This is a genomic window from Sulfitobacter aestuarii, from assembly GCF_042685005.1.
Lineage (GTDB): Bacteria > Pseudomonadota > Alphaproteobacteria > Rhodobacterales > Rhodobacteraceae > Sulfitobacter > Sulfitobacter aestuarii.
Genome location: NZ_JBHUMP010000001.1, coordinates 192,650 through 212,008, shown reverse-complemented (window position 1 = coordinate 212,008; position 19,359 = coordinate 192,650). Strand labels below are relative to the sequence as shown.

Genomic DNA, 19,359 nt, shown 5'->3' with positions numbered 1-19,359 from the left:
GACCGGGATCCGATCAGGCGGGCTTGCGCAGCACGCGCGGGACTTTGAATTCGACGTTCTCCTGCGCGGTTTCGACCAGTTCGGTCGTCACTTCATAGCGCGCCCTGAAGGCATCGATCACCTCGTTGATCAGCACTTCCGGCGCGGAGGCGCCGGCGGTGATGCCGACGCTGGCGATGCCTTCGAGCGCCCGCCAGTCGATGTTTTCGGCGCGTTGCACCAGCTGGGCATAGCTGCAGCCGGCGCGCGACCCGACTTCGACCAATCGGCGCGAATTGGACGAATTGGGCGCGCCGACCACCAGCATCGCGTCGCATTTCGGGGCCATCGCCTTGACCGCCTCCTGACGGTTGGTGGTGGCGTAGCAAATGTCTTCCTTGTGCGGTCCGATGATCGCCGGGAAGCGGGATTTGAGCGCGGCGACGATCTCGGCCGTGTCATCGACGCTGAGCGTGGTCTGGGTGACATAGGCGAGGCGCTCGGGGTCACGCACCGAAACCTCGGCCACATCCTGCGGGGTTTCGACGAGCAGCACTTCGCCCTCGGGCAGTTGCCCCATCGTGCCGACGGTCTCGGGATGGCCCGCATGGCCGATCATGATCATCTGCAACCCTGCATCGGCATGGCGCTGTGCTTCGATATGGACCTTGCTGACGAGCGGGCAGGTGGCATCGACATAGACCATGTTGCGGGCCTGCGCGGCATTCGGGACCGATTTCGGCACACCATGGGCGGAGAAGATCACCGGGCGGTCGTCGGGGCATTCGGAAAGCTCCTCGACGAAGACGGCGCCCTGATCGCGCAGCCCGTCGACCACGAATTTGTTGTGCACGATTTCGTGACGCACATAGACCGGCGCGCCCCATTTCTGCAGCGCCATCTCGACGATCTTGATCGCCCGGTCCACACCGGCACAGAATCCGCGCGGGGCGGCGAGATAGAGGGTCAGGGGCGGCTTGGTCATCGAAGTCCTCCGGGGCGCAGGTGAGACGGGCCACAGGTAGGGAATTGGCGCCGCTTCGTCCAGTGCCGCTCAGCGCTTGTCGCGGTCTTCGGCGTGCAGCAGCGCCGCGACCTGCGCACGGTTGCGCACGCCGAGCTTGCGATAGGCGGCCTTGGCGTAATCGGAGACGGTATGGATCGACAGGTTGCAGATCTGTGCCGCTTCGCCGCGGCTGTGCCCTTCGGCGAGCAGGTGGATCACCTCGCGTTCCCTCGGGCTGAGGCTATCGAAAGCCGGGGGGAGGCGCTGCGGCGGTTCCGACGCAGAGGCGGCAGACGTCGGCTCGGGCGGTGTCATGACGTCTGAGAGCTCTTCCATGCGTCGATGAATGATCAGACAAAACAGTCGGAATTCCTCGGCACGGGGCATGTAACGGGCCGTGAAGGTTGCCCGGTCGAGATCGCAACCGAGCAGGAAGCCGCCGAATCGCGCGGAGCCCTTGAGCCGCATTGGCACCGCCATCCCGACCCGGAAGCCGCGCGCGCCCGCACCCTCGACGAAAGCGCGATCCTCGGCAGTGACCCGGGGGTGGCTGTCGAGGAATTCGACACCGATCGGAAGAATCTCGTAGCTGCGACAGAAATGCGCCATGAAGGGATCTTCGTGGACAGGGATCCGATCATAGAGACCTGCGAGCGTGCAGCGCACCACCGGGGCGTCGTTGTCCGCCCCGACGCTCAGATAGATCACATGATCGATGCCGACGCTGTTGAGCGTCTCCACGGTGCCCTGCCACAACGCATCCGCCGTATCGGCGCGTTCGAGCTCGGCTGCACGTTTGACCAGCATAAGTCTCCAGACGGAGGCTCCCCCTTTTTCAGGGGGTTTCACCCATAACCTCTATTTATGTACAGTCTAATGCGGGAGACGCAGAAAAAAAGACAAGCGTTTTGAATTAGTCCCATTGAATTTTCAGCATTTTCGCGCGTCAGGGCCCGAAAGGATCCTGACGCGCTATTTTGCGGAAAATCCTTGGATTACCTGTTGCCGCCGTCGCCGCCGGCAGGTTCACGTGGAGGGCGGCCTATGACATCGCGCAGATCTTCGAGCTCGATGAAATTATCGGCCTGGCGGCGCAGATCGTCAGAGATCATCGGTGGCTGGCTGCGAATCGTGCTGACCACGGAAATGCGCACGCCTTGGCGCTGCAGGCTTTCCACGAGCGGGCGGAAATCACCGTCGCCGGAGAAGATCACGATATGGTCGACATGCGGCGCGAGCTCCATCGCATCGACCGCGAGTTCGATGTCCATGTTGCCCTTGACCTTACGGCGGCCCATGCTGTCGGTATATTCCTTGGCCGGTTTGGTCACCATGGTAAAGCCGTTGTAATTCAGCCAGTCCACCAGAGGCCGGATCGGGGAATATTCGTCATTTTCGAGGAGAGCAGTATAATAAAAGGCACGCAGCAGCTTGCCGCGACGCATGAATTCCTGACGCAGAAGCTTGTAGTCGATGTCGAAGCCGAGTGTTTTAGCCGCCGCGTAGAGATTCGAGCCGTCGATGAACAACGCCAAGCGCTCATCTTTGTAAAACATAGTTATTCCCTTTCGGCGTGGGCAGTCGCCTCTGCCGCCAGATTTGTTTATTGCTTTTGCTTACAAGCACAACGTTCTGAAATTATGCCCTGTTTGCATCGGGCTCTTACGTAAAGAATTTTGTCCATGCTGCAAGTTGAAGTTCACTCGCACGGGGGTAACAAATTGGTTGACCAGAATAACAATTTTCTTATTGCACTGGGCGGAAACCTGCCGTCCGACTGCGGTGCGCCCGCCCAGACGCTGACCGCGGCGATCAAGGCGCTTGAGAATTGCGGCGCAGTGATTCGTTCCGTCAGTACATATTATCACACTCCGGCGTTTCCGAAGGGCTCCGGTCCCGATTATGTGAACGCCGCGGCGGTGATCCGCGCGCCCTGGACCGCGCAAGAGGCCCTGCGGCATCTGCACGCGATCGAGGCGCAGATGGGCCGCGAAAGAGTGCAGCGCTGGGGCCAGCGGACGCTCGACCTTGACCTGCTGGCGATGGACGACAAGGTGCTGCCGGATGCGCAGATCCAGCAGAATTGGCGCGATTTGCCGCTTTCAGAGCAGATCGGACAGGTTCCGGCGCAATTGATCCTGCCGCATCCGCGTCTGCAGGACCGCGCCTTCGTGCTTGTGCCGCTTGCGGAGGTGGCGCCGGATTGGCGTCATCCTCTGCTGGGCCGCAGTGTGGCGGAGCTGCTGGCGGCCTTGCCGGAGGCCGATCGCGCAGCCGTGCGGCCGATGGAATAGTTGCTTGTAAATTCGCCCGAAGCCGCATAAATACTGCCCTTCTGACCGAACTTTTTGAGCATTGGAGCGCCCCCATGGCCCGCGTCACCGTCGAAGATTGTGTGGATAAGGTACCCAACCGGTTCGAGCTTGTTATGTTGGCGGCGCATCGGGCCCGCGAAATCTCGGCAGGTTCGCCAGTCACCGTTGACCGCGACAATGACAAGAACCCGGTCGTCTCCCTGCGCGAGATCGCCGAGGAAACCCAGATCGCGGACGATCTGCGCGAGCGGCTGATCGAGAGCAACCAGAGCCAGATCGAGGTCGACGAACCCGAAGAGGACGCGATGGCGTTGCTCATGGGGGCCGAGCAGGACAAGCCGGATGAGGACAGCATGTCCGAGGAAATGCTGCTGCGTCAGTTGATGGCAGCGCAGGGTCAGGGCTGACGCCGCTCCCCGGGGCGGGTCTTGAGGCAGAGATGGCATGAACAACGCCGATATTGCTGCCGACGACCTGATCGCGCTTGTCCAGGGCTACAACCCGAAGGCCAATCAGGATCTCATTCGCACGGCCTTCGAATTTGGCCGCGAAATGCATGATGGCCAGTTCCGCCATTCCGGCGAACCCTATTTCACCCATCCGGTATCGGTCGCGGCGATCCTGACCGAGCAGCAGCTTGACGATGCGACGATCGTTACCGCGCTGCTGCATGACACGATTGAAGACACCAAGGCGTCCTACGGCGAGATCGAAAAGCGTTTCGGCTTCGATGTCGCCGAGCTCGTCGATGGTGTCACCAAGCTGACAAACCTGCAGCTCAATTCCACCGAAACCAAGCAGGCCGAGAATTTCCGCAAGCTGTTCATGGCGATGTCCAAGGATCTGCGGGTTATTCTGGTGAAGCTCGCCGATCGTCTGCACAACATGCGCACGATCAAATCGATGCGCCCGGACAAGCAGGTCAAGAAGGCCCGCGAGACGATGGATATCTATGCGCCGCTGGCCGGGCGCATGGGTATGCAGTGGATGCGCGAAGAGCTGGAGGATCTCGCCTTTCGGGTGCTGAATCCCGAAGCCCGCGCCAGCATCATCCGCCGCTTCATCACCTTGCAGCGCGAAACAGGCGACGTGATCCAGAAGATCACCGGCGACATGCGTCACGAGCTGGAGGCCGCGGGGATCGAGGCCGACGTCTTCGGCCGGGCCAAGAAACCCTATTCGATCTGGCGCAAGATGGAGGAGAAGGAGCAGAGCTTCTCGCGGCTCTCCGACATCTACGGGTTTCGGATCATCACCGAGAGCGAAGAGGATTGCTATCGCACCCTCGGGGCGATTCATGGCCGCTGGCGGGCGGTGCCGGGGCGGTTCAAGGATTATATCAGTCAGCCCAAGACCAACGGCTATCGCTCGATCCACACCACCGTGTCGGGGCGCGACGGCAAACGGGTCGAAGTGCAGATCCGCACCCGGCAGATGCATGATGTGGCCGAAACCGGGGTCGCGGCGCATTGGTCCTATCGCGATGGGGTCCGCTCCAAGAACCCCTTTGCCGTTGATCCGGTCAAATGGGTCGCGCAGCTGACCGAGCAATTCGACGGCGAAGATGATCACCAGGATTTCCTCGAAGCGGTCAAGCTCGAGATGTATGCCGATCAGGTGTTCTGCTTCACCCCGAAGGGCGAGGTGGTGAAACTGCCCCGCGGCGCCACGCCGATCGATTTCGCCTATGCGATCCACACCCGGATCGGCAATGCCTGTGTCGGTGCCAAGGTCGATGGCATGCGCGTACCGCTCTGGACCCGGGTGAAGAATGGCCAGTCGATCGAGGTGATTACCGCGCAGGGGCAGACCCCGCAGGCGACTTGGCTCGACATCGCCACCACCGGCAAGGCCAAGGCCGCGATCCGCCGCTCGCTGCGCGAGATGGACCGGGCCAAGTTCATCAAGCTCGGGCAGGAGCTGGCCCGCGCTGCCTTTGCCCATGTCGGCAAAAAGTCCACTGACAAGGTGCTGCGCACCGCGGCCAAGAACCTGCGCCTCGCGGGGCCCGAGGAATTGCTGGCACGTCTTGGCTCTTCCGAGGTGACCGGGCGCGAGGTGGTTCAGTCGGTCTATCCCGATCTCGCCCCGAGCAATACCGATCTGATCGACGCGCAGCGCGCGGTGGTCGGGCTCGAACCCGGGCAATCTTTCGACCGGGCGCCCTGCTGCGAACCGTTGCCCGGCGAGCGCATTGTCGGTATCACCTTTCGGGGCCGTGGGGTGACGGTCCATGCCATCGATTGCGACCGGCTGTCGGATTACGAAGGCCAACCGCAACGCTGGATCGACCTGCGCTGGCATGACGGCAACCATCCGGCGGTCTATGGCGCGACGCTGGACGTGACGATTGGCAACGGTGCCGGTGTGCTGGGCCGCATCTGCACGCTGATCGGCGAGACCTCCGCCAATATCGCAGACCTGATTTTTACCGAGCGCAAGCCTGACTTTTACCGTCTGTTGATCTATGTTGAACTGCGCGATGTGGGGCATCTGCATTCGCTGATGTCGACCCTTGAAGCCGAGAGCGAAGTCGCCGAGATTGCCCGGCGCCGCGATGTCCAGCCCGCTTCAAGGGAACCGCGCCGGATCTGAGCCGCCTCGTCACATATTCGACACTGGATTCTTGACTTGATTTTCAAACGCCGCGATCCGAAACCCACCTTGCGTGCCGTGGCCGAATTCATCTGGCCGCGCGGCGGCTGGACCCGCGCGTTTCACTACGTCAAGCACCGGATGCGGCGGCTGCCCGATAGTCCCGAGCGGATCGCGCGGGGGATCTGGGCCGGGGTCTTCACCTGTTTCACGCCGTTCTACGGGCTGCATTTCGTCATCGCGGCGCTGCTGGCGCGGATGATGCGCGGGAATATCCTCGCCGCGTTGATGGGTACGTTCTTCGGCAACCCGCTGACCTATATCCCAATCGGCCTTGCCTCGCTGAAAACCGGCTATTGGATCCTCGGCACCAGGCTCGATGAGGCGGAACATCGCTCCTTCGGGGGCAAGTTCATCGACGCGGGGCGTGATCTGCAGGAGAATTTCATCGCGATCTTCACGGATACGCGCATGGACTGGACCGGTCTGGCGGTGTTCTTCAAGCAGATTTTCTATCCCTACCTGATCGGTGGCATCCTGCCCGGCATCCTCTGCGCCTCGGTCTGCTATTACATTTCCGTGCCGGTACTTCGGGCCTATCAGAAACGTCGTCATGGGCTGATCAAGGCGAAGTTCGAGGCGCTCAAGCTGAAGGCTGCGGCAAAGGCTGACGCCAAGCGCAAAGCCGACTAACGTGGGCCGCGACTCACTGGTAAGGAAACGACATGGCGCAATCTGAAAAGCTCCGACTGGGTGTGAACATCGATCACGTGGCAACGGTGCGCAACGCCCGCGGCGGTGCCTATCCGGATCCGCTGCGCGCCGCCAAGATCGCCGAGAAGGCCGGGGCGGACGGCATCACCGCGCATCTGCGCGAGGATCGGCGCCACATCACCGATGCCGATATCGAGGGGCTGGTCGAGGTGCTTACGGTCCCGCTCAACTTCGAGATGGCGGCGACCGAAGAGATGCAGAAGATCGCCCTGCGTCACAGGCCCCATGCGGTCTGTATCGTGCCGGAAAAGCGCGAGGAGCGCACGACCGAAGGCGGGCTCGACCTGCTGCGCGAGGAAGCACGCCTAACCGATTTCATCGCGCCGCTGCGCGAGGCGGGCAGCCGGGTGTCGATCTTCATCGCCGCCGAGGCGGGGCAGATCGAAGCCGCCCATCGGATCGGGGCGCAGGTGATCGAGCTTCATACCGGAGCCTATTGCGACGCGGTGAGCGAAGCGCGGACCGAGGCGGCCGATGCGGAGCTCGACCGGCTGCGCGCCATGGCTACCCATGCTTATGGGCTCGGGCTCGAGGTGCATGCGGGGCATGGGCTGACCTATGACACCGTGACGCCGATTGCCGCATTGCCCGAAGTGCGTGAGCTTAATATCGGGCATTTCCTGATCGGGGAGGCGATCTTTCTCGGGCTCGAACCGGCGATCGCCGAGATGCGTCGCCTGATGGATGCGGCGCGCGAGCATTGAACGCATATTCTCGCGGCTTCGCCCGCGAGACATGGACCTCCTTGGGCTCTGGCGCGTTGAGTGGCAGAGCTGAAAAGGAGTAGAACATGAGTGACCATATCGACATTCTGAAGAAACTGCACACCCGCCTGATCGACAGCCGGGATGGCTATAAATCTTCTCGCGAGCAAGTCTCTGACCAGGCCAGCTATCTGGGGTTCTTCGACCGGCGTATTGCCGAGCGTGAAACCTTCCACAGCCAGCTGCACCGCCAGCTTACCGCTGAAGGGGTGGATCTGGATGACAGCGGTTCCGTTGCCGCCTCGGCGCATCGGGGTTGGCTCAAGTTGCGTGACGCGCTGACCGGGGATGATGAAGCGGTCTATGACGAAATCGTCAACGGCGAAGAGGCGCTGCTGGAGAATTACCGCGACGCCATCCAAGCGACCGCGGGCAAACCAGGCTATGACTTCCTCGAGCAGCAACGCGCCAGCGTCGAACGCGCCGTGGCCGAAGCGAAGTCCGAAAAGGCCCGCCACGCGGCATGATGGGTTAGCTGGAAGACTGACCGATATCGGCGGTCAGAGCGTTTCTCGATCAGCACCGCCCCGATCCCGCCGGATCGGGGCGGTTTTCTTGTGCTCGTTGCGACGAGCGGCTAAGCCGATTGTATGATTTTAGGCATCGGCACCGATCTTGCGAATATCGAACGTATCGAGGCAACGCTGGCGCGTTTCGGCGATCGATTCCGCAACCGGGTCTTCACGTCGGTAGAACAGGCCAAGGCCGAGCGGCGGCATGATGTGGCGGGTACCTACGCCAAACGTTGGGCGGCCAAGGAGGCATGTTCCAAGGCGCTCGGCACCGGGCTGCGCATGGGCATCGCCTGGCGTGACATGGCGGTGAGCAATCTGGCCACCGGCCAGCCGGTCATGCAGGTCACCGGCTGGGCGGCCGAGCGGCTGGAAAAGATGACGCCGCCGGGTCACGAGGCGATCATCCACGTCACCCTGACCGACGATCATCCCTGGGCGCAGGCCTTCGTTGTCATCGAGGCGCGCCCGATCGTTCCCTGACCGCCCGGCGCGGAGAGATCAGCACGGAAAGATACGCTCGGCAAATCGCGCCAAACCAAGGCCTTGAAGGCGATATTCGCCGAACGGCGCATGTCGGCCCGTTTGAGCCCCGCCCATCGCTTGACTTGCCCCCTGCGCACCCGCATGTAACGCCGGAGCAGAACAGATGGAGCGCCTGATGGCCGCGAAGGAAAAAACCGGCAATGCTTTTGTCGAAACGATCAAGACAATCGTCTATGCTTTGTTGATTGCCGGTGTGTTTCGCACCCTGTTCTTCCAGCCCTTCTGGATCCCGTCCGGGTCGATGAAGGAGACGCTGTTGATCGGTGACTTCCTCTTCGTCAACAAGATGGCCTATGGCTATTCCTATGCCTCCTGTCCGAGCCTGATGATGCCCGGTCTCGGGATCGAGATCGACGCCAAGGATGTCTGCGGCGTTTTTGACGGCGACAACGAGCGCCTGTTCGGGCGGCAGCCGGAACGCGGGGACGTGGTGGTGTTCCGCCATCCGGTCTCCGGTCGTGACTATATCAAACGCCTGATCGGCCTGCCCGGCGAGAAGATCCAGATCAAGGAAGGCGTCGTGCATATCAACGGCACGCCGGTCGAGCTGCGCGACGATGGCAGCTTTGACGAGGTGATGGCGCCCCAGGGGCCGCAGGGGCTGCGGCCGCGCTGCGAGAATGGCGCGCTCGGTGTCGGGGGTGTCTGCAAAAAGAGCCGCCAGATCGAAACCTTGCCGAACGGGGTCGAACATGCGATCCTGAATATCGCCGATCAGCAATCGGACCGGACCGGGGTCTATACCGTACCCGAAGGGCATTACTTCTTCATGGGTGACAATCGCGACAATTCCGCCGACAGCCGCCTCGCACAGCAGGTGGGAGGGGTCGGCTTCGTACCCTTCGAGAACCTGATCGGCCGTGCCGACCGGATCATGTTCAGCTCTGCCGGACGCTCGATGTTGTATTTCTGGACCTGGCGCAGCGACCGTTTCTTCAAAGCGGTGCGATGAAGCTGAGCGCAGACGTCAGGGCCTTCGAGGTCCGGATCGGACATCGCTTCGCGGAGCCGGCGCTGCTGTCGCAGGCGCTGACCCATGCGTCGATGTCCACGCCCAACCGCGAAGACAACCAGCGGCTGGAATTCCTTGGCGACCGGGTGCTGGGGCTGGTGATGGCCGAAGCGCTGCTGGCGTCGGATCCGAAGGCCAGCGAAGGGCAGCTGGCGCCGCGTTACAACGCCCTGGTGCGCAAGGAAGCCTGCGCCGATGTCGCCCGCGAGATCGACCTCGGCAGGGTGCTGCGGCTCGGACGCTCGGAGATGATCTCAGGCGGGCGGCGCAAACAGGCGCTCCTCGGCGACGCGATCGAGGCGGTGATTGCCGCGGTCTATCTCGACGCGGGGTTCGAGGCCGCCAAGGCGCTGGTGCTCCGGCTCTGGGGCGAGCGGATCAGCAAGGTCAAGGACGACGCACGCGATGCCAAGACGGCCCTGCAGGAATGGGCCCAGGCGCGCGGGCTGACGCCGCCCGATTACGTGCAGACCGCGCGGACGGGGCCGGACCACGCACCGGTCTTCACCATCGCCGCGCGGCTGTCAAACGGCGCCGAGGCCAAGGCGACCGCCGCTTCGAAACGCGCCGCCGAACAGGCTGCGGCAAAGGCGCTTTTGGCGCGATTGGAGAAAGAGACATGAGCACCCGCGCCGGATTCGTCGCCTTGATCGGGGAGCCCAACGCAGGCAAATCCACCCTGCTCAACCGCATGGTGGGGGCCAAGGTCAGCATCGTTACCCACAAGGTCCAGACCACCCGTGCGCGGATCCGCGGCGTGGCGATGGCGGGCGAAAGCCAGATCGTCTTCGTGGATACGCCCGGCCTGTTCAAACCGCGGCGCAGGCTCGATCGGGCAATGGTCGCCGCCGCATGGGGCGGGGCCGCGGATGCCGATGTCGTGGTGCTGCTGATCGAGGCGCAGCGCGGCGTTACCGAAGGGGTCGAGCGCATCCTGGAAGGGCTCGGCGAGATCGGCCTGGACCGCAAGGTGGCGCTGGCGATCAACAAGATCGACCGTGTCGAGGCGCCGGTCCTGCTTGGGCTCAGCAAGGATCTGAACGACCGCTATGATTTCGTGGAGACTTTCATGATTTCGGCCGAGAAGGGACACGGGGTCGAGGCGCTGCGCGGCTGGCTGGCACAGGAAGTGCCGGAAGGACCGTGGCTCTATCCCGAGGATCAGATCGCCGATCTGCCGATGCGGATGATCGCTGCCGAGATGACCCGCGAGAAGCTGACCCTGCGGCTGCATCAGGAGTTGCCCTATCAGCTCACCGTGGAGACCGAGAGCTGGGAGGAGCGCAAGGACGGCTCGGCCCGGATCGACCAGATCGTCTATGTGGTGCGCGACGGGCACAAGGGGATCGTGCTGGGCAATCGCGGCGAAACCATCAAGGCGGTGAGCAAGGCGGCCCGCGAGGAGCTGGAAGAATTCCTCGGGCGACGGGTGCATCTGTTCCTGCAGGTCAAGGTGCGGCCGAACTGGCTCGACGAGGCGGAGCGCTATTCCGAGATGGGGCTGGACTTCAAAGATGGCAACGGTTGAGCAGGCGGCGGCCCGGCCCTCCGGGGGGAGTATTTGCCAAAGGGTGAAACGGGCTGTCCCATGGCACGGCTGACGGCGCGGTTCTGGGTCGATGCCTATCTGGCGCGGCTGCGGCTGCGGGATATACCGGCTTTCGTGGTGGCGCATGGCGATGACACGGGCGGGGCGGTGCTGGTCAAGCAATCGACGCTGGACGGGCGCGCGCGGGTCTTTCAGCGCTCTTTCGACCTGATGAGCGGTGCGCGGCTCTGGATCGAGCTTGCGGCAGGGGAGGAGCGCGAGGTCGATGCGGCCGTGGCGCGCCAGCGCGGCTTTGATCCCGACCTCTGGGTGATCGAGGTCGAGGACAGGGCGGGGCGGCACTTGCTCGACGAGGAGGGGCTTGGCTGATGGAGTGGCGCGATCAGGGCATATTGCTGAGCGCGCGACGACATGGCGAGACCTCCGCGATCCTCGAGATGTTTACCGCTTCGCAAGGCAGGCATCTGGGCATCCTGCGCGGCGGAACGAGCCGCAAGATCGCGCCGATCCTGCAGCCGGGGGCCCAGCTCGACGTGGCCTGGCGGGCCCGGCTGGCGGATCATATCGGCAGCTTCACCGTCGAACCGCTGCGCAGCCGGGCCGCGGTGGCCATGGGCGACCGGCTGGCACTGGCCGGACTCAATGCGGTGACGGCGCTGCTGTCCTTCTGTCTGCCGGAGCGCGAGCCCCATGCACGGCTTTACCGGCGCAGCGAAGCGCTGCTGGATCTGCTCGGACAGGGGGAACTCTGGCCGCTGGCCTATCTGCAATGGGAATTGGCGCTATTGGAGGAGATGGGCTATGGGCTCGATCTGTCGCGCTGTGCCGTGACCGGGGGGCACGAGGATCTAGTCTATGTCTCGCCGAAAACGGGCCGGGCGGTCTCTCGTCGGGGGGCAGGGGAATGGGCCGAACGGTTGCTGCCCTTGCCCGCAGTGTTACGCCGCACCGGCGAGGCGCCGGACGCGGAGATTGCCGAGGGTTTCGTCACGACCGGGTATTTTCTTTCCGCGCACTTAGCCCAGGATCTCGGTGCCAGGCCACTGCCCGAGGCGCGGGCGCGGTTTGTCGAGGCATTCCGGCGCAGCTTGTGAGTTTCAGTACCGGGAGAGGTCGAGGATCGTGTCGATCAGCGTATCGAAGGTCGCGGACTGTGCCGATGTATCGCCCGGATGCAGATACGGGAGGCCGATGAGTGCCGCAAGCAGAGCATGGGCGAAATCGGGGTTGCCGAGGCCGACGCTTTCCAGCAGCTTTGTGAGATGATCGCGCCGGGCGGCGTCCACCTCGGCGAGGGCCGCGGCAACGACCACGTCATCCTGCGCCCAGACCCGCAGCCGCGCCTCGATCGGATCGGAAAGCAGCCTGTGTCCGAAATGACGCAGGCGGCGGTCGGCGCGTTCCTCCGAGGCGCGAAGTTGTGACAGATTCCTCATCGTATCCTGCTGCCAGCGGCTGAGCAGGGCCGTCTGAAAGCTGCGCACATCCTTGAAATGCCAGTAGAAGGAGCCCTTGGTGGTGCCGAGCGCGCGGGCCAGGGGCTCGGCTGCAAGTGCCTTGGGACCCTGTGCCTGCAGGGCGGCGAGACCGGCGTCGAGCCAGGCATCGGGGGACAGGCGGGCGGAGCGCATGCTGCAGGGATAGGCACCGCAGGGGCGGGACGCAAGACGACGTTGCTTCAAACGCCGCCTTGCTGGGCATTATCCGAGCAAACGCCGGGCGATGACCTGGGCCTGGATCTCCGCCGCGCCTTCGAAAATGTTCAGGATCCGCGCGTCGCAGAGCAGGCGGCTGATCTTGTATTCCAGCGCGAAGCCGTTGCCGCCGTGGATCTGCAGCCCGTTGTCGGCGGCGGCCCAGGCGACGCGGGCGCCGAGCAGCTTGGCCATGCCGGCCTCGAGATCGCAGCGGCGGCCATGGTCCTTTTCCCAGGCGCTGAAATAGGTCAGCTGACGGGCGATCATCAGCTCCACGGCCATCATCGCCAGCTTGCCGGAGACCCGCGGGAAATTGATCAGCGCCTTGCCGAATTGCTTGCGGTCCTGCGCATATTGCATCGAGATGTCGAGCGCCGCCTGGCCGACACCGATGGCGCGCGCGGCGGTCTGGATACGGGCGGATTCGAAGGTTTCCATCAACTGTTTGAAGCCGCGTCCTTCCTCGCCGCCAAGCAGGTTCTCGGCCTTTACCTCGAACCCGTCGAAGCCGAGCTCGTATTCCTTCATGCCGCGATAGCCGAGCACTTCGATCTCGCCGCCGGTCATGCCCGGTGTCGGGAAGGGATTGGCGTCATCGCCCGGGGTCTTTTCGGCCAGGAACATCGACAACCCACGATGGTCGGTCGTGTCCGGGTTGGTGCGCGCCAGCAGGGTCATCACATGGGTGCGAGCCGCATGGGTGATCCAGGTCTTGTTGCCGGTGACGCGATAGGTGTCGCCGTCCTTGACGGCCCGGGTGCGCAGGGCGCCGAGATCAGAGCCGGTGTTGGGCTCGGTGAAGACCGCGGTGGGCAGGATCTCACCGCTGGCGATGCGCGGCAGCCATTGCGTCTTTTGTTCCTCGGTGCCGCCGCAGAGGATCAGCTCGGCGGCGATCTCGGAGCGGGTGCCGAGACTGCCGACACCGATATAGCCGCGGCTGAGTTCCTCGCTGACGACGACCATCGAGGCTTTCGACAGGCCGAGGCCGCCGTGTTCTTCGGGGATGGTCAGGCCGAAGACGCCGAGCTCGGCCAGTTCCTCGATCACTTCCATCGGGATCAGTTCGTCCTTGAGGTGCCAGTCATGGGCATGCGGCTCGACCTTTTCCGTCGCATAGCGGCGGAACTGGTCGCGGATCATCTCTAGCTCTTCGTCGAGTCCGCTGGCGCCGGTGGTGGCATTGGCAGAATGTTCCTGCATCAGCTCGACGAGACGGCTGCGCGCCGACTGGGTATTTCCCGATTTCGTCAGGGTCAAAATTTCCGGGGTTTCGAGCGTGGTGAGATCCTCGGGTGCGAGGCCGAGATCCTGGGGGCGGATCACCTCGCCCTGGTTCATCTGGATGCCGCCGCGGATCTGCGAGAGATATTCACCGAAGGCGATCTGGTGCAGCAATTGCTCGGTCTCGCTAAAACGCCCATCGCCCTTCAGCTTCTCGGCCCAGGTTTGCATCTGGTGAAGCGCCTGCACATAGGTGGCAAGCCAGGCGAGGCCATGCGCGGCGGTTTGATTCGCTTCGATCAGCGCGGCGGAGACACGTCCGTCGGCGGAGACCAGATGCCGCACTGCGGCTTTGGCCCGGCCGAGCATGTCGTCCAGCGGTGCAAGACTGGCGGCGCTTGCGCTCAGCAAATCGGGGAGAATCACGGGTGTCTGCATCGTCGGGGCCTGACCGTCATGGGGCATCTGTCTCATCCTCTGCTATCACCGCACCGGGATAACCTTTTCGCAGGTGCAGCACAACAAAGATACGTTTGACTGCGCTCTTTTGGTCGATTATTGCGCGACAGATTTGCCGTGCAGGCGGCTGCATCCCTGCTATGAACCGGAACATGAACGCTATTTTTGCCCTCCTCACACCGGCCGAATTTACCGCGGCGCTGTTGATCGCCGTCTGTGCGGGTTTCGTGAAGGGGGTGGTCGGATTCGCCATGCCGCTGGTGCTGATTTCGGGCCTAACAAGTTTTGTCGCGCCGGAACTGGCCTTGGCGGGGCTGATCCTGCCGACCGTCGTGGCGAATCTGATCCAGGCATTGCGGCAGGGGCCGGGGGCGGCCTGGGCCTCGATCAAGCTGTTCCGGGCGTTCCTCTGTGCCGGTTTTGTCACGCTGGTACTATCGGCGCAGCTGGTACGGGTGATACCCGACCGGGCCCTGTTGCTCGCCATCAGTATCCCGGTGATTTTCTTCGTCGGGCTGCAGTTGAGCGGGTCCCGTTTTCATCTGAAAGGGCGGTCGCAGCGGCTGGAATTGTCCATCGGCGCTTTCGCCGGAGCGATCGGGGGCATGTCGGGGATCTGGGGGCCGCCGACGGTGGCCTATCTGACGGCTCTTGGCACCGCGAAACAGGATCAGATGCGCATCCAGGGCGTGATCTACGGACTTGGTGCGCTGACCTTGCTGGGCGCGCATGTCGGTTCGGGCATATTGCGGGCCGAGACCCTGCCATTCTCCGCCGCACTGGTGCTGCCGGGGGCCATTGGCATGTGGATGGGGGGGAAGATCTCCGACCGGATCGACCAGCATATATTCCGCCGCGCGACGCTCGTGGTCCTGCTGCTCGTCGCGCTCAACCTCCTGCGCCGGGCGATCATGCAGTGAGCTCGACCGGTGCGGGCTGAAGACCTAGCTCTGGCGCGCGACCGTCACGCCCGAGACATCCTCGATGAAGGTCACGATCCGCCCTTTGACCGCATCATCCTCGATGGCGGAAATGGCGTTGACGATCTCCATGCTGGTATCGCGTTTGGCGGGGGTGTCGCCATCGCTACTCAACCCTTCGAAGAAATAGGAGGTTTCAACCTCGAGGATCCGCGAAAGCTCGAAGAGCCGACTGGCGGCGATCCGATTGGCGCCGATCTCGTATTTCTGGATCTGCTGGAAGGAGAGGTCGAGCTTGCGCGCGACGTCGGTCTGGGAGAGGCGGCGCAGTGTGCGGATCTGTTTCAGTTTGCGTCCGACATGAATATCTACAGGATGTGACATGAAAATGGATACCTCTGGTTGAACCTGCTCCAGTCATCCAGAAATGCACCCTCCCGATCAATTGGGTAGATTTGTGCGCAATCGGACCATTGATCTTACAGCGTGGTGTGATTAATGTATGGGTAATGAGTGATTAGTTTACCATGTTGTGTCAGGGAGATCATGAATTCGGAAGCTGTTGCTATGACAACGCGTTCTGAAAAAGCGGCGGTGGAACCGCCGGCCCTGCTTTATGAAATGATGCGTTCCTTCGCGGTCCTCGCGCAGACCTTGAACCTCAGTCACGCAGTGCAACAGCTTGGCAGCACCCGACAGACGGTGCGGCGCCACATCAGCCAGTTGGAAGATTCCATGGCCGTGAAGTTGTTCGATGTGCAGGATCGCCGCTATCACCTCACGGAAGCCGGGCAGCGTGCCTTGCCCTCGGCGCAGTCGATGCTGGCGCAGGGAGCCGTCTGGCTGAACGGGCAATATGACCATGTCAACGGCATGGAGCGGTTGACCTACGAGGACGACAACGGCTGGATCTTTCATCAGCAACAACAACCCCTCAGCCGAGTGTGGGAGGGGGAGTCCGATCTTCTGAAAGCGGCGGCGCGTGGCTGGGCCGCCGCAGGCGGCGAGTTGGAGAACCCGGCCATGAAGCCGGTACGTCCCTACATCCTCGTATTCCGTGATTCGCCGGGCGGCTGGATCTGCGTAGAACTCGGCGAGGAGACGCTCTACGCCAAATGGTACGGTTGGGCCAATGCGCGCAGCAGTATCGGCCGGGCGCTCGATCAGTTTCCCGGCGGGGAGGAATTCGCCCGGCTGACCAATGTGCCCTTCCAGGAGGTGCAGGCAGGGCAGGGGATCCGGCTCGATCAGGTGCTGACCAAAATGCCGCGCGATGCGGGCGGGCCATTGCATTACATCGGTTTCTACCGCCTGATGCTTGGCATGCGGCTGCCTGATGGCAGCCCTGCGATCGTGGCCGCCGTGGACCGGGCCGACCGGCTCAGGATTACCGATGTCGATCCGACGCTGATCGAAAAGATGCCGCGCGACGCGACGGTGACCTTCGACCGGAGCCGCCTGTAAAACAGAATCGTTAACCACCTTTTTGGGTTAGACTTGCCTGCATTGATGCAATGAAGGGCAATTCTGATGAGCTTACTTTCGATGCGCAAGGGCGAGCGTTTTCTCGTCCACAGTGCCGAGATCCTGCAGCGTCACGGCGTCACGCTCGAGGTGGGGCATGACTTCGGCCTGTACCGCGAGATCCTGAGAACCGCCCGGCCCGACCATGAGCTCGGCGCGCCTTTTGATCCGGCACGTCACCGGCTGGAGGCGGACAACGCGCTCTGGATCGTCGGGCGCGACCGCGACGGCGAGGTCATGCACAGCCAGGCGCTGCGCATGCTCGATCTTGGCGGACGGAATGTCGCGCAATATTTCACCCGTCGGTTCCGAGATTTTCCGCCCTCCGGTGTGGCGCTCGACCTGCCGCGCTGTCGCTACCGGGCCGGGCCCGGGGCAGGACGGATGCGCGGGCAGGTAGCCTATCATGGTGAATTCTGGATCGGCGGGGAGGCGGGGCAGTTCCGTGGCGCGGGCCTGTCCTGCATCCTCGGGCGTTTCGGGTTCTGGCAGGCGATCCAGCACTGGGACCCGGACCACGTCATTGCCTTCATGGTCAAGGCGGTTGCCTTCAAGGGCCTGGCCGAGCGCACCGGCTGGATGCATACGGAGCCGGGCGCGCTGCGCTGGTTTCTCGCGGGCGAGTCCAAACCGGTCGAAGGGTTCATGGCCTATATGGGGCGGGAGGATCTGCGCTACGTGCTCAACCTGCCGCTCGCGGATCTGATGCCGCTGGCGGCCTAGGGATGCAGTATGGAAGAGCCACTCGGCCGGGGATGTCCGGCCGGGTGGGTCAGGTCATTGTCGCGGATCAGCTGATTGCCGCGGCTTTCACATCTTCGTCGATATAGGGCAGATATTGCTCGAAATTGTTCGAGAACATCGCCACCAGCTTGGCAGCCTGACGATCATAGGATTCCGGGTTGTCCCATGTCCGGCGCGGATCCAGCAGGATGTCGGCGACCCCGGTGACCGAGACCGGCACTTCAAAACCGAAGTTCGGATCCTTGCGGTATTCGACATCCGCCAATGAGCCGTCGAGCGCGGCTGTGAGCAGCGCCCGCGTGGCCTTGATCGGCATCCGCGAGCCCGTGCCATAGGCGCCGCCGGTCCAGCCGGTGTTGACCAGCCAGCAGGTGGCGCCGTGCTGGGCGATCTTCTCACGCAGCAGGTTGCCATAGACCTCGGGGCGGCGCGGCATGAATGGGGCGCCGAAACAGGTCGAGAAGGTCGGTTCCGGCTCGGTGATCCCCCGCTCGGTGCCCGCCACCTTGGAGGTGAAGCCCGACAGGAAGTGATACATCGCCTGCGCCGGGGTCAGCCGCGCGATCGGCGGCAGCACGCCGAAGGCGTCGCAGGTCAGCATGATGATGTTCTTGGGATGCCCGCCGACCGCCTTCGTCGAAGCGTTGGAGATATAGTGCAGCGGATAGGCACAGCGCATGTTCGCGGTCAGCGAATCGTCGTCGAAATCCAGTTCTTTGGTCTCTTCGTCGAAGACCATGTTCTCGATCACGGTGCCGAATTTCTCGGTCGTGGCATAGATTTCAGGCTCCGCCTCACGGCTGAGATTGATGGTCTTGGCATAGCAGCCGCCCTCGAAATTGAAGGTACCGTTGTCGGACCAGCCGTGTTCGTCGTCCCCGATCAACGTGCGCTCGGGATCGGCCGACAGCGTCGTCTTGCCGGTGCCGGAGAGGCCGAAGAACACGGCCGTATCGACCGGATTGCCGGTGGCGTGGTTGGCCGAGCAATGCATCGGCATGATGCCCTTTTCCGGCAGCAGGTAGTTGAGCAGGGAGAACACCGATTTCTTGTTCTCACCGGCATATTCCGTCCCACCAATCAGGATCATCTTGCGGTCGAAATTCATCGCGATGACGGTTTCGGAACGGCAATCGTGCTTTGCCGGGTCGGCCTGAAAGCTGGGGCAGTTGATGACGGTGAAATCGGCAATGAAATCATCCAGCGCCTCGCGTTCGGGACGGCGCAGCATGGTGCGGATGAACAGCCCGTGCCAGGCCAGTTCGGTGACCATGCGCACGTTGATCGCGTGTTTCGGATCGGCACCGCCGACCAGGTCCTGCACGTAGTAATCGCCGCCTTCCATATGCTTGAGCATATCGGTGTAAAGCGCGTCGAAGCCTTCCGGCGACATCGCGGCGTTGTTGTCCCACCAGATCGTATCGGCGACGCTGTCTGTCTTGACGACATGCTTGTCCTTGGGTGAACGGCCGGTGAACTTGCCGGTGGTGACGAGGAAGGCGCCGCCCTTGCCCAGCGTGCCCTCGCCGCGGTTCAGCGCCGCCTCGACCAGGGCGGGCTCCATCAGGTTGTAATAGACATTGCCAAGTCCCCCGATACCTTGGTCTTCAAGGCGGAACTGCGGGTTTACCCGTCCAGATGTCATGTGGTGTCTCCTGTAGGCGCGCCGGAAGGGGCGTATAATGGGGTGGATCGGGCTGGCTGCCCGCGGTCCGTGAAGGGCCTGTGCGCCTCTTAGC

At 62.9% G+C, this 19,359-nt stretch carries 22 protein-coding genes; 15 read left to right on the top strand and 7 right to left on the bottom strand.

Translation table 11 applies throughout. The features are described 5' to 3' along the window. Nucleotides 1-13 precede the first annotated feature (13 nt). From ispH to ACFSUD_RS01055, 3 genes are all read right to left on the bottom strand, one after another. A complete protein-coding gene (ispH, locus tag ACFSUD_RS01065; RefSeq protein ID WP_386370606.1) occupies nt 14-964 on the bottom strand; it encodes a 4-hydroxy-3-methylbut-2-enyl diphosphate reductase in 951 nt (316 codons plus the stop codon). A 69-nt stretch (nt 965-1,033) separates the two neighbouring features. Beyond that, the gene (locus tag ACFSUD_RS01060; protein WP_386370603.1) at nt 1,034-1,792 is read right to left on the bottom strand and encodes a helix-turn-helix transcriptional regulator; all 759 of its coding nucleotides are present in this window, start codon (nt 1,790-1,792) and stop codon (nt 1,034-1,036) included. A 188-nt stretch (nt 1,793-1,980) separates the two neighbouring features. Then, nucleotides 1,981-2,541 carry a LabA-like NYN domain-containing protein gene (locus tag ACFSUD_RS01055; protein WP_386370600.1) on the bottom strand — a complete coding sequence of 187 codons (561 nt, stop codon included), beginning with the start codon at nt 2,539-2,541 and terminating at the stop codon, nt 1,981-1,983. 165 nt (nt 2,542-2,706) lie between these two features. On the opposite strand from ACFSUD_RS01055, the gene folK reads away from it, so the two are divergent. The 12 genes from folK to recO all read left to right on the top strand — a co-directional run bounded on the left by folK (nt 2,707) and on the right by recO (nt 12,146). Next, a complete protein-coding gene (gene folK, locus ACFSUD_RS01050; protein ID WP_386370598.1) occupies nt 2,707-3,279 on the top strand; it encodes a 2-amino-4-hydroxy-6-hydroxymethyldihydropteridine diphosphokinase in 573 nt (190 codons plus the stop codon). A 74-nt stretch (nt 3,280-3,353) separates the two neighbouring features. Beyond that, entirely contained in the window at nt 3,354-3,707 is a 354-nt protein-coding gene (rpoZ, locus tag ACFSUD_RS01045; RefSeq protein ID WP_386370595.1) for a DNA-directed RNA polymerase subunit omega, read from the top strand. A 37-nt stretch (nt 3,708-3,744) separates the two neighbouring features. Then, complete coding sequence (locus ACFSUD_RS01040) at nt 3,745-5,895, top strand: RelA/SpoT family protein (protein ID WP_386370592.1); 2,151 nt, start codon at nt 3,745-3,747, stop codon at nt 5,893-5,895. Between the two features lie 36 nt (nt 5,896-5,931). After that, nucleotides 5,932-6,588, top strand: coding sequence for a DUF2062 domain-containing protein (locus ACFSUD_RS01035; protein WP_386370589.1), 657 nt, complete (start codon nt 5,932-5,934; stop codon nt 6,586-6,588). 32 nt (nt 6,589-6,620) lie between these two features. Then, nucleotides 6,621-7,373 (top strand): pyridoxine 5'-phosphate synthase, encoded by a 753-nt coding sequence (locus ACFSUD_RS01030; protein ID WP_386370586.1) that lies wholly within the window; start codon nt 6,621-6,623, stop codon nt 7,371-7,373. Between the two features lie 86 nt (nt 7,374-7,459). Beyond that, nucleotides 7,460-7,900, top strand: a complete 441-nt coding sequence (locus ACFSUD_RS01025) for a PA2169 family four-helix-bundle protein (RefSeq protein WP_386370584.1) — start codon at nt 7,460-7,462, stop codon at nt 7,898-7,900. A gap of 123 nt (nt 7,901-8,023) precedes the next feature. After that, nucleotides 8,024-8,428 carry a holo-ACP synthase gene (gene acpS, locus ACFSUD_RS01020; RefSeq protein ID WP_386370581.1) on the top strand — a complete coding sequence of 135 codons (405 nt, stop codon included), beginning with the start codon at nt 8,024-8,026 and terminating at the stop codon, nt 8,426-8,428. Between the two features lie 178 nt (nt 8,429-8,606). Further along, the gene (gene lepB, locus ACFSUD_RS01015) at nt 8,607-9,443 is read left to right on the top strand and encodes a signal peptidase I (protein ID WP_386370578.1); all 837 of its coding nucleotides are present in this window, start codon (nt 8,607-8,609) and stop codon (nt 9,441-9,443) included. Beyond that, nucleotides 9,440-10,126 carry a ribonuclease III gene (gene rnc, locus ACFSUD_RS01010; protein WP_386370575.1) on the top strand — a complete coding sequence of 229 codons (687 nt, stop codon included), beginning with the start codon at nt 9,440-9,442 and terminating at the stop codon, nt 10,124-10,126. The genes lepB and rnc overlap by 4 nt, the downstream gene beginning before the upstream one ends. Next, a complete protein-coding gene (gene era / locus ACFSUD_RS01005) occupies nt 10,123-11,031 on the top strand; it encodes a GTPase Era (protein WP_386370572.1) in 909 nt (302 codons plus the stop codon). The genes rnc and era overlap by 4 nt, the downstream gene beginning before the upstream one ends. A gap of 60 nt (nt 11,032-11,091) precedes the next feature. Next, the gene (locus ACFSUD_RS01000) at nt 11,092-11,421 is read left to right on the top strand and encodes a DUF1491 family protein (protein ID WP_386370569.1); all 330 of its coding nucleotides are present in this window, start codon (nt 11,092-11,094) and stop codon (nt 11,419-11,421) included. Continuing rightward, nucleotides 11,421-12,146, top strand: coding sequence for a DNA repair protein RecO (gene recO / locus ACFSUD_RS00995; protein WP_386370566.1), 726 nt, complete (start codon nt 11,421-11,423; stop codon nt 12,144-12,146). Before ACFSUD_RS01000 ends, recO begins: the two co-directional genes overlap by 1 nt. Nucleotides 12,147-12,149: 3 nt before the next feature. Here recO and ACFSUD_RS00990 read toward each other — a convergent pair whose 3' ends face one another. Together ACFSUD_RS00990 and ACFSUD_RS00985 are read right to left on the bottom strand one after the other, a co-directional pair. Then, nucleotides 12,150-12,683 (bottom strand): TetR/AcrR family transcriptional regulator, encoded by a 534-nt coding sequence (locus ACFSUD_RS00990; protein ID WP_386370564.1) that lies wholly within the window; start codon nt 12,681-12,683, stop codon nt 12,150-12,152. Between the two features lie 69 nt (nt 12,684-12,752). Continuing rightward, nucleotides 12,753-14,438 carry an acyl-CoA dehydrogenase family protein gene (locus ACFSUD_RS00985; RefSeq protein ID WP_386370562.1) on the bottom strand — a complete coding sequence of 562 codons (1,686 nt, stop codon included), beginning with the start codon at nt 14,436-14,438 and terminating at the stop codon, nt 12,753-12,755. A 146-nt stretch (nt 14,439-14,584) separates the two neighbouring features. Here ACFSUD_RS00985 and ACFSUD_RS00980 point away from each other — a divergent pair, with 146 nt between their 5' ends. Beyond that, a complete protein-coding gene (locus tag ACFSUD_RS00980) occupies nt 14,585-15,352 on the top strand; it encodes a sulfite exporter TauE/SafE family protein (RefSeq protein ID WP_386370560.1) in 768 nt (255 codons plus the stop codon). A 24-nt stretch (nt 15,353-15,376) separates the two neighbouring features. Here the strand turns inward: ACFSUD_RS00980 and ACFSUD_RS00975 are convergent, their stop codons facing one another. Continuing rightward, the gene (locus ACFSUD_RS00975) at nt 15,377-15,736 is read right to left on the bottom strand and encodes a helix-turn-helix domain-containing protein (protein ID WP_386370558.1); all 360 of its coding nucleotides are present in this window, start codon (nt 15,734-15,736) and stop codon (nt 15,377-15,379) included. A gap of 183 nt (nt 15,737-15,919) precedes the next feature. Between ACFSUD_RS00975 and ACFSUD_RS00970 the strand changes: the two genes are divergently transcribed. Together ACFSUD_RS00970 and ACFSUD_RS00965 are read left to right on the top strand one after the other, a co-directional pair. Further along, the gene (locus tag ACFSUD_RS00970) at nt 15,920-16,816 is read left to right on the top strand and encodes a LysR family transcriptional regulator (RefSeq protein ID WP_386370555.1); all 897 of its coding nucleotides are present in this window, start codon (nt 15,920-15,922) and stop codon (nt 16,814-16,816) included. A 66-nt stretch (nt 16,817-16,882) separates the two neighbouring features. Further along, nucleotides 16,883-17,599, top strand: coding sequence for a hypothetical protein (locus ACFSUD_RS00965; protein WP_386370552.1), 717 nt, complete (start codon nt 16,883-16,885; stop codon nt 17,597-17,599). Nucleotides 17,600-17,666: 67 nt separating this feature from the next. On the opposite strand, the gene ACFSUD_RS00960 is transcribed toward ACFSUD_RS00965, so the two are convergent. Further along, entirely contained in the window at nt 17,667-19,265 is a 1,599-nt protein-coding gene (locus ACFSUD_RS00960) for a phosphoenolpyruvate carboxykinase (protein WP_386370550.1), read from the bottom strand. Between the last annotated feature and the right edge of the window lie 94 nt (nt 19,266-19,359).

Coding starts and splice junctions, on each gene's coding strand:
- ispH (WP_386370606.1), bottom strand. CDS start 964: ATGACCAAGCCGCCCCTGACCCTCTATCTCGCCGCCCCGCGCGGATTC.
- ACFSUD_RS01060 (WP_386370603.1), bottom strand. CDS start 1,792: ATGCTGGTCAAACGTGCAGCCGAGCTCGAACGCGCCGATACGGCGGAT.
- ACFSUD_RS01055 (WP_386370600.1), bottom strand. CDS start 2,541: ATGTTTTACAAAGATGAGCGCTTGGCGTTGTTCATCGACGGCTCGAAT.
- rpoZ (WP_386370595.1), top strand. CDS start 3,354: ATGGCCCGCGTCACCGTCGAAGATTGTGTGGATAAGGTACCCAACCGG.
- ACFSUD_RS01040 (WP_386370592.1), top strand. CDS start 3,745: ATGAACAACGCCGATATTGCTGCCGACGACCTGATCGCGCTTGTCCAG.
- ACFSUD_RS01030 (WP_386370586.1), top strand. CDS start 6,621: ATGGCGCAATCTGAAAAGCTCCGACTGGGTGTGAACATCGATCACGTG.
- ACFSUD_RS01025 (WP_386370584.1), top strand. CDS start 7,460: ATGAGTGACCATATCGACATTCTGAAGAAACTGCACACCCGCCTGATC.
- acpS (WP_386370581.1), top strand. CDS start 8,024: ATGATTTTAGGCATCGGCACCGATCTTGCGAATATCGAACGTATCGAG.
- lepB (WP_386370578.1), top strand. CDS start 8,607: ATGGCCGCGAAGGAAAAAACCGGCAATGCTTTTGTCGAAACGATCAAG.
- rnc (WP_386370575.1), top strand. CDS start 9,440: ATGAAGCTGAGCGCAGACGTCAGGGCCTTCGAGGTCCGGATCGGACAT.
- era (WP_386370572.1), top strand. CDS start 10,123: ATGAGCACCCGCGCCGGATTCGTCGCCTTGATCGGGGAGCCCAACGCA.
- ACFSUD_RS01000 (WP_386370569.1), top strand. CDS start 11,092: ATGGCACGGCTGACGGCGCGGTTCTGGGTCGATGCCTATCTGGCGCGG.
- recO (WP_386370566.1), top strand. CDS start 11,421: ATGGAGTGGCGCGATCAGGGCATATTGCTGAGCGCGCGACGACATGGC.
- ACFSUD_RS00990 (WP_386370564.1), bottom strand. CDS start 12,683: ATGCGCTCCGCCCGCCTGTCCCCCGATGCCTGGCTCGACGCCGGTCTC.
- ACFSUD_RS00985 (WP_386370562.1), bottom strand. CDS start 14,438: ATGCCCCATGACGGTCAGGCCCCGACGATGCAGACACCCGTGATTCTC.
- ACFSUD_RS00980 (WP_386370560.1), top strand. CDS start 14,585: ATGAACGCTATTTTTGCCCTCCTCACACCGGCCGAATTTACCGCGGCG.
- ACFSUD_RS00975 (WP_386370558.1), bottom strand. CDS start 15,736: ATGTCACATCCTGTAGATATTCATGTCGGACGCAAACTGAAACAGATC.
- ACFSUD_RS00970 (WP_386370555.1), top strand. CDS start 15,920: ATGACAACGCGTTCTGAAAAAGCGGCGGTGGAACCGCCGGCCCTGCTT.
- ACFSUD_RS00965 (WP_386370552.1), top strand. CDS start 16,883: ATGAGCTTACTTTCGATGCGCAAGGGCGAGCGTTTTCTCGTCCACAGT.
- ACFSUD_RS00960 (WP_386370550.1), bottom strand. CDS start 19,265: ATGACATCTGGACGGGTAAACCCGCAGTTCCGCCTTGAAGACCAAGGT.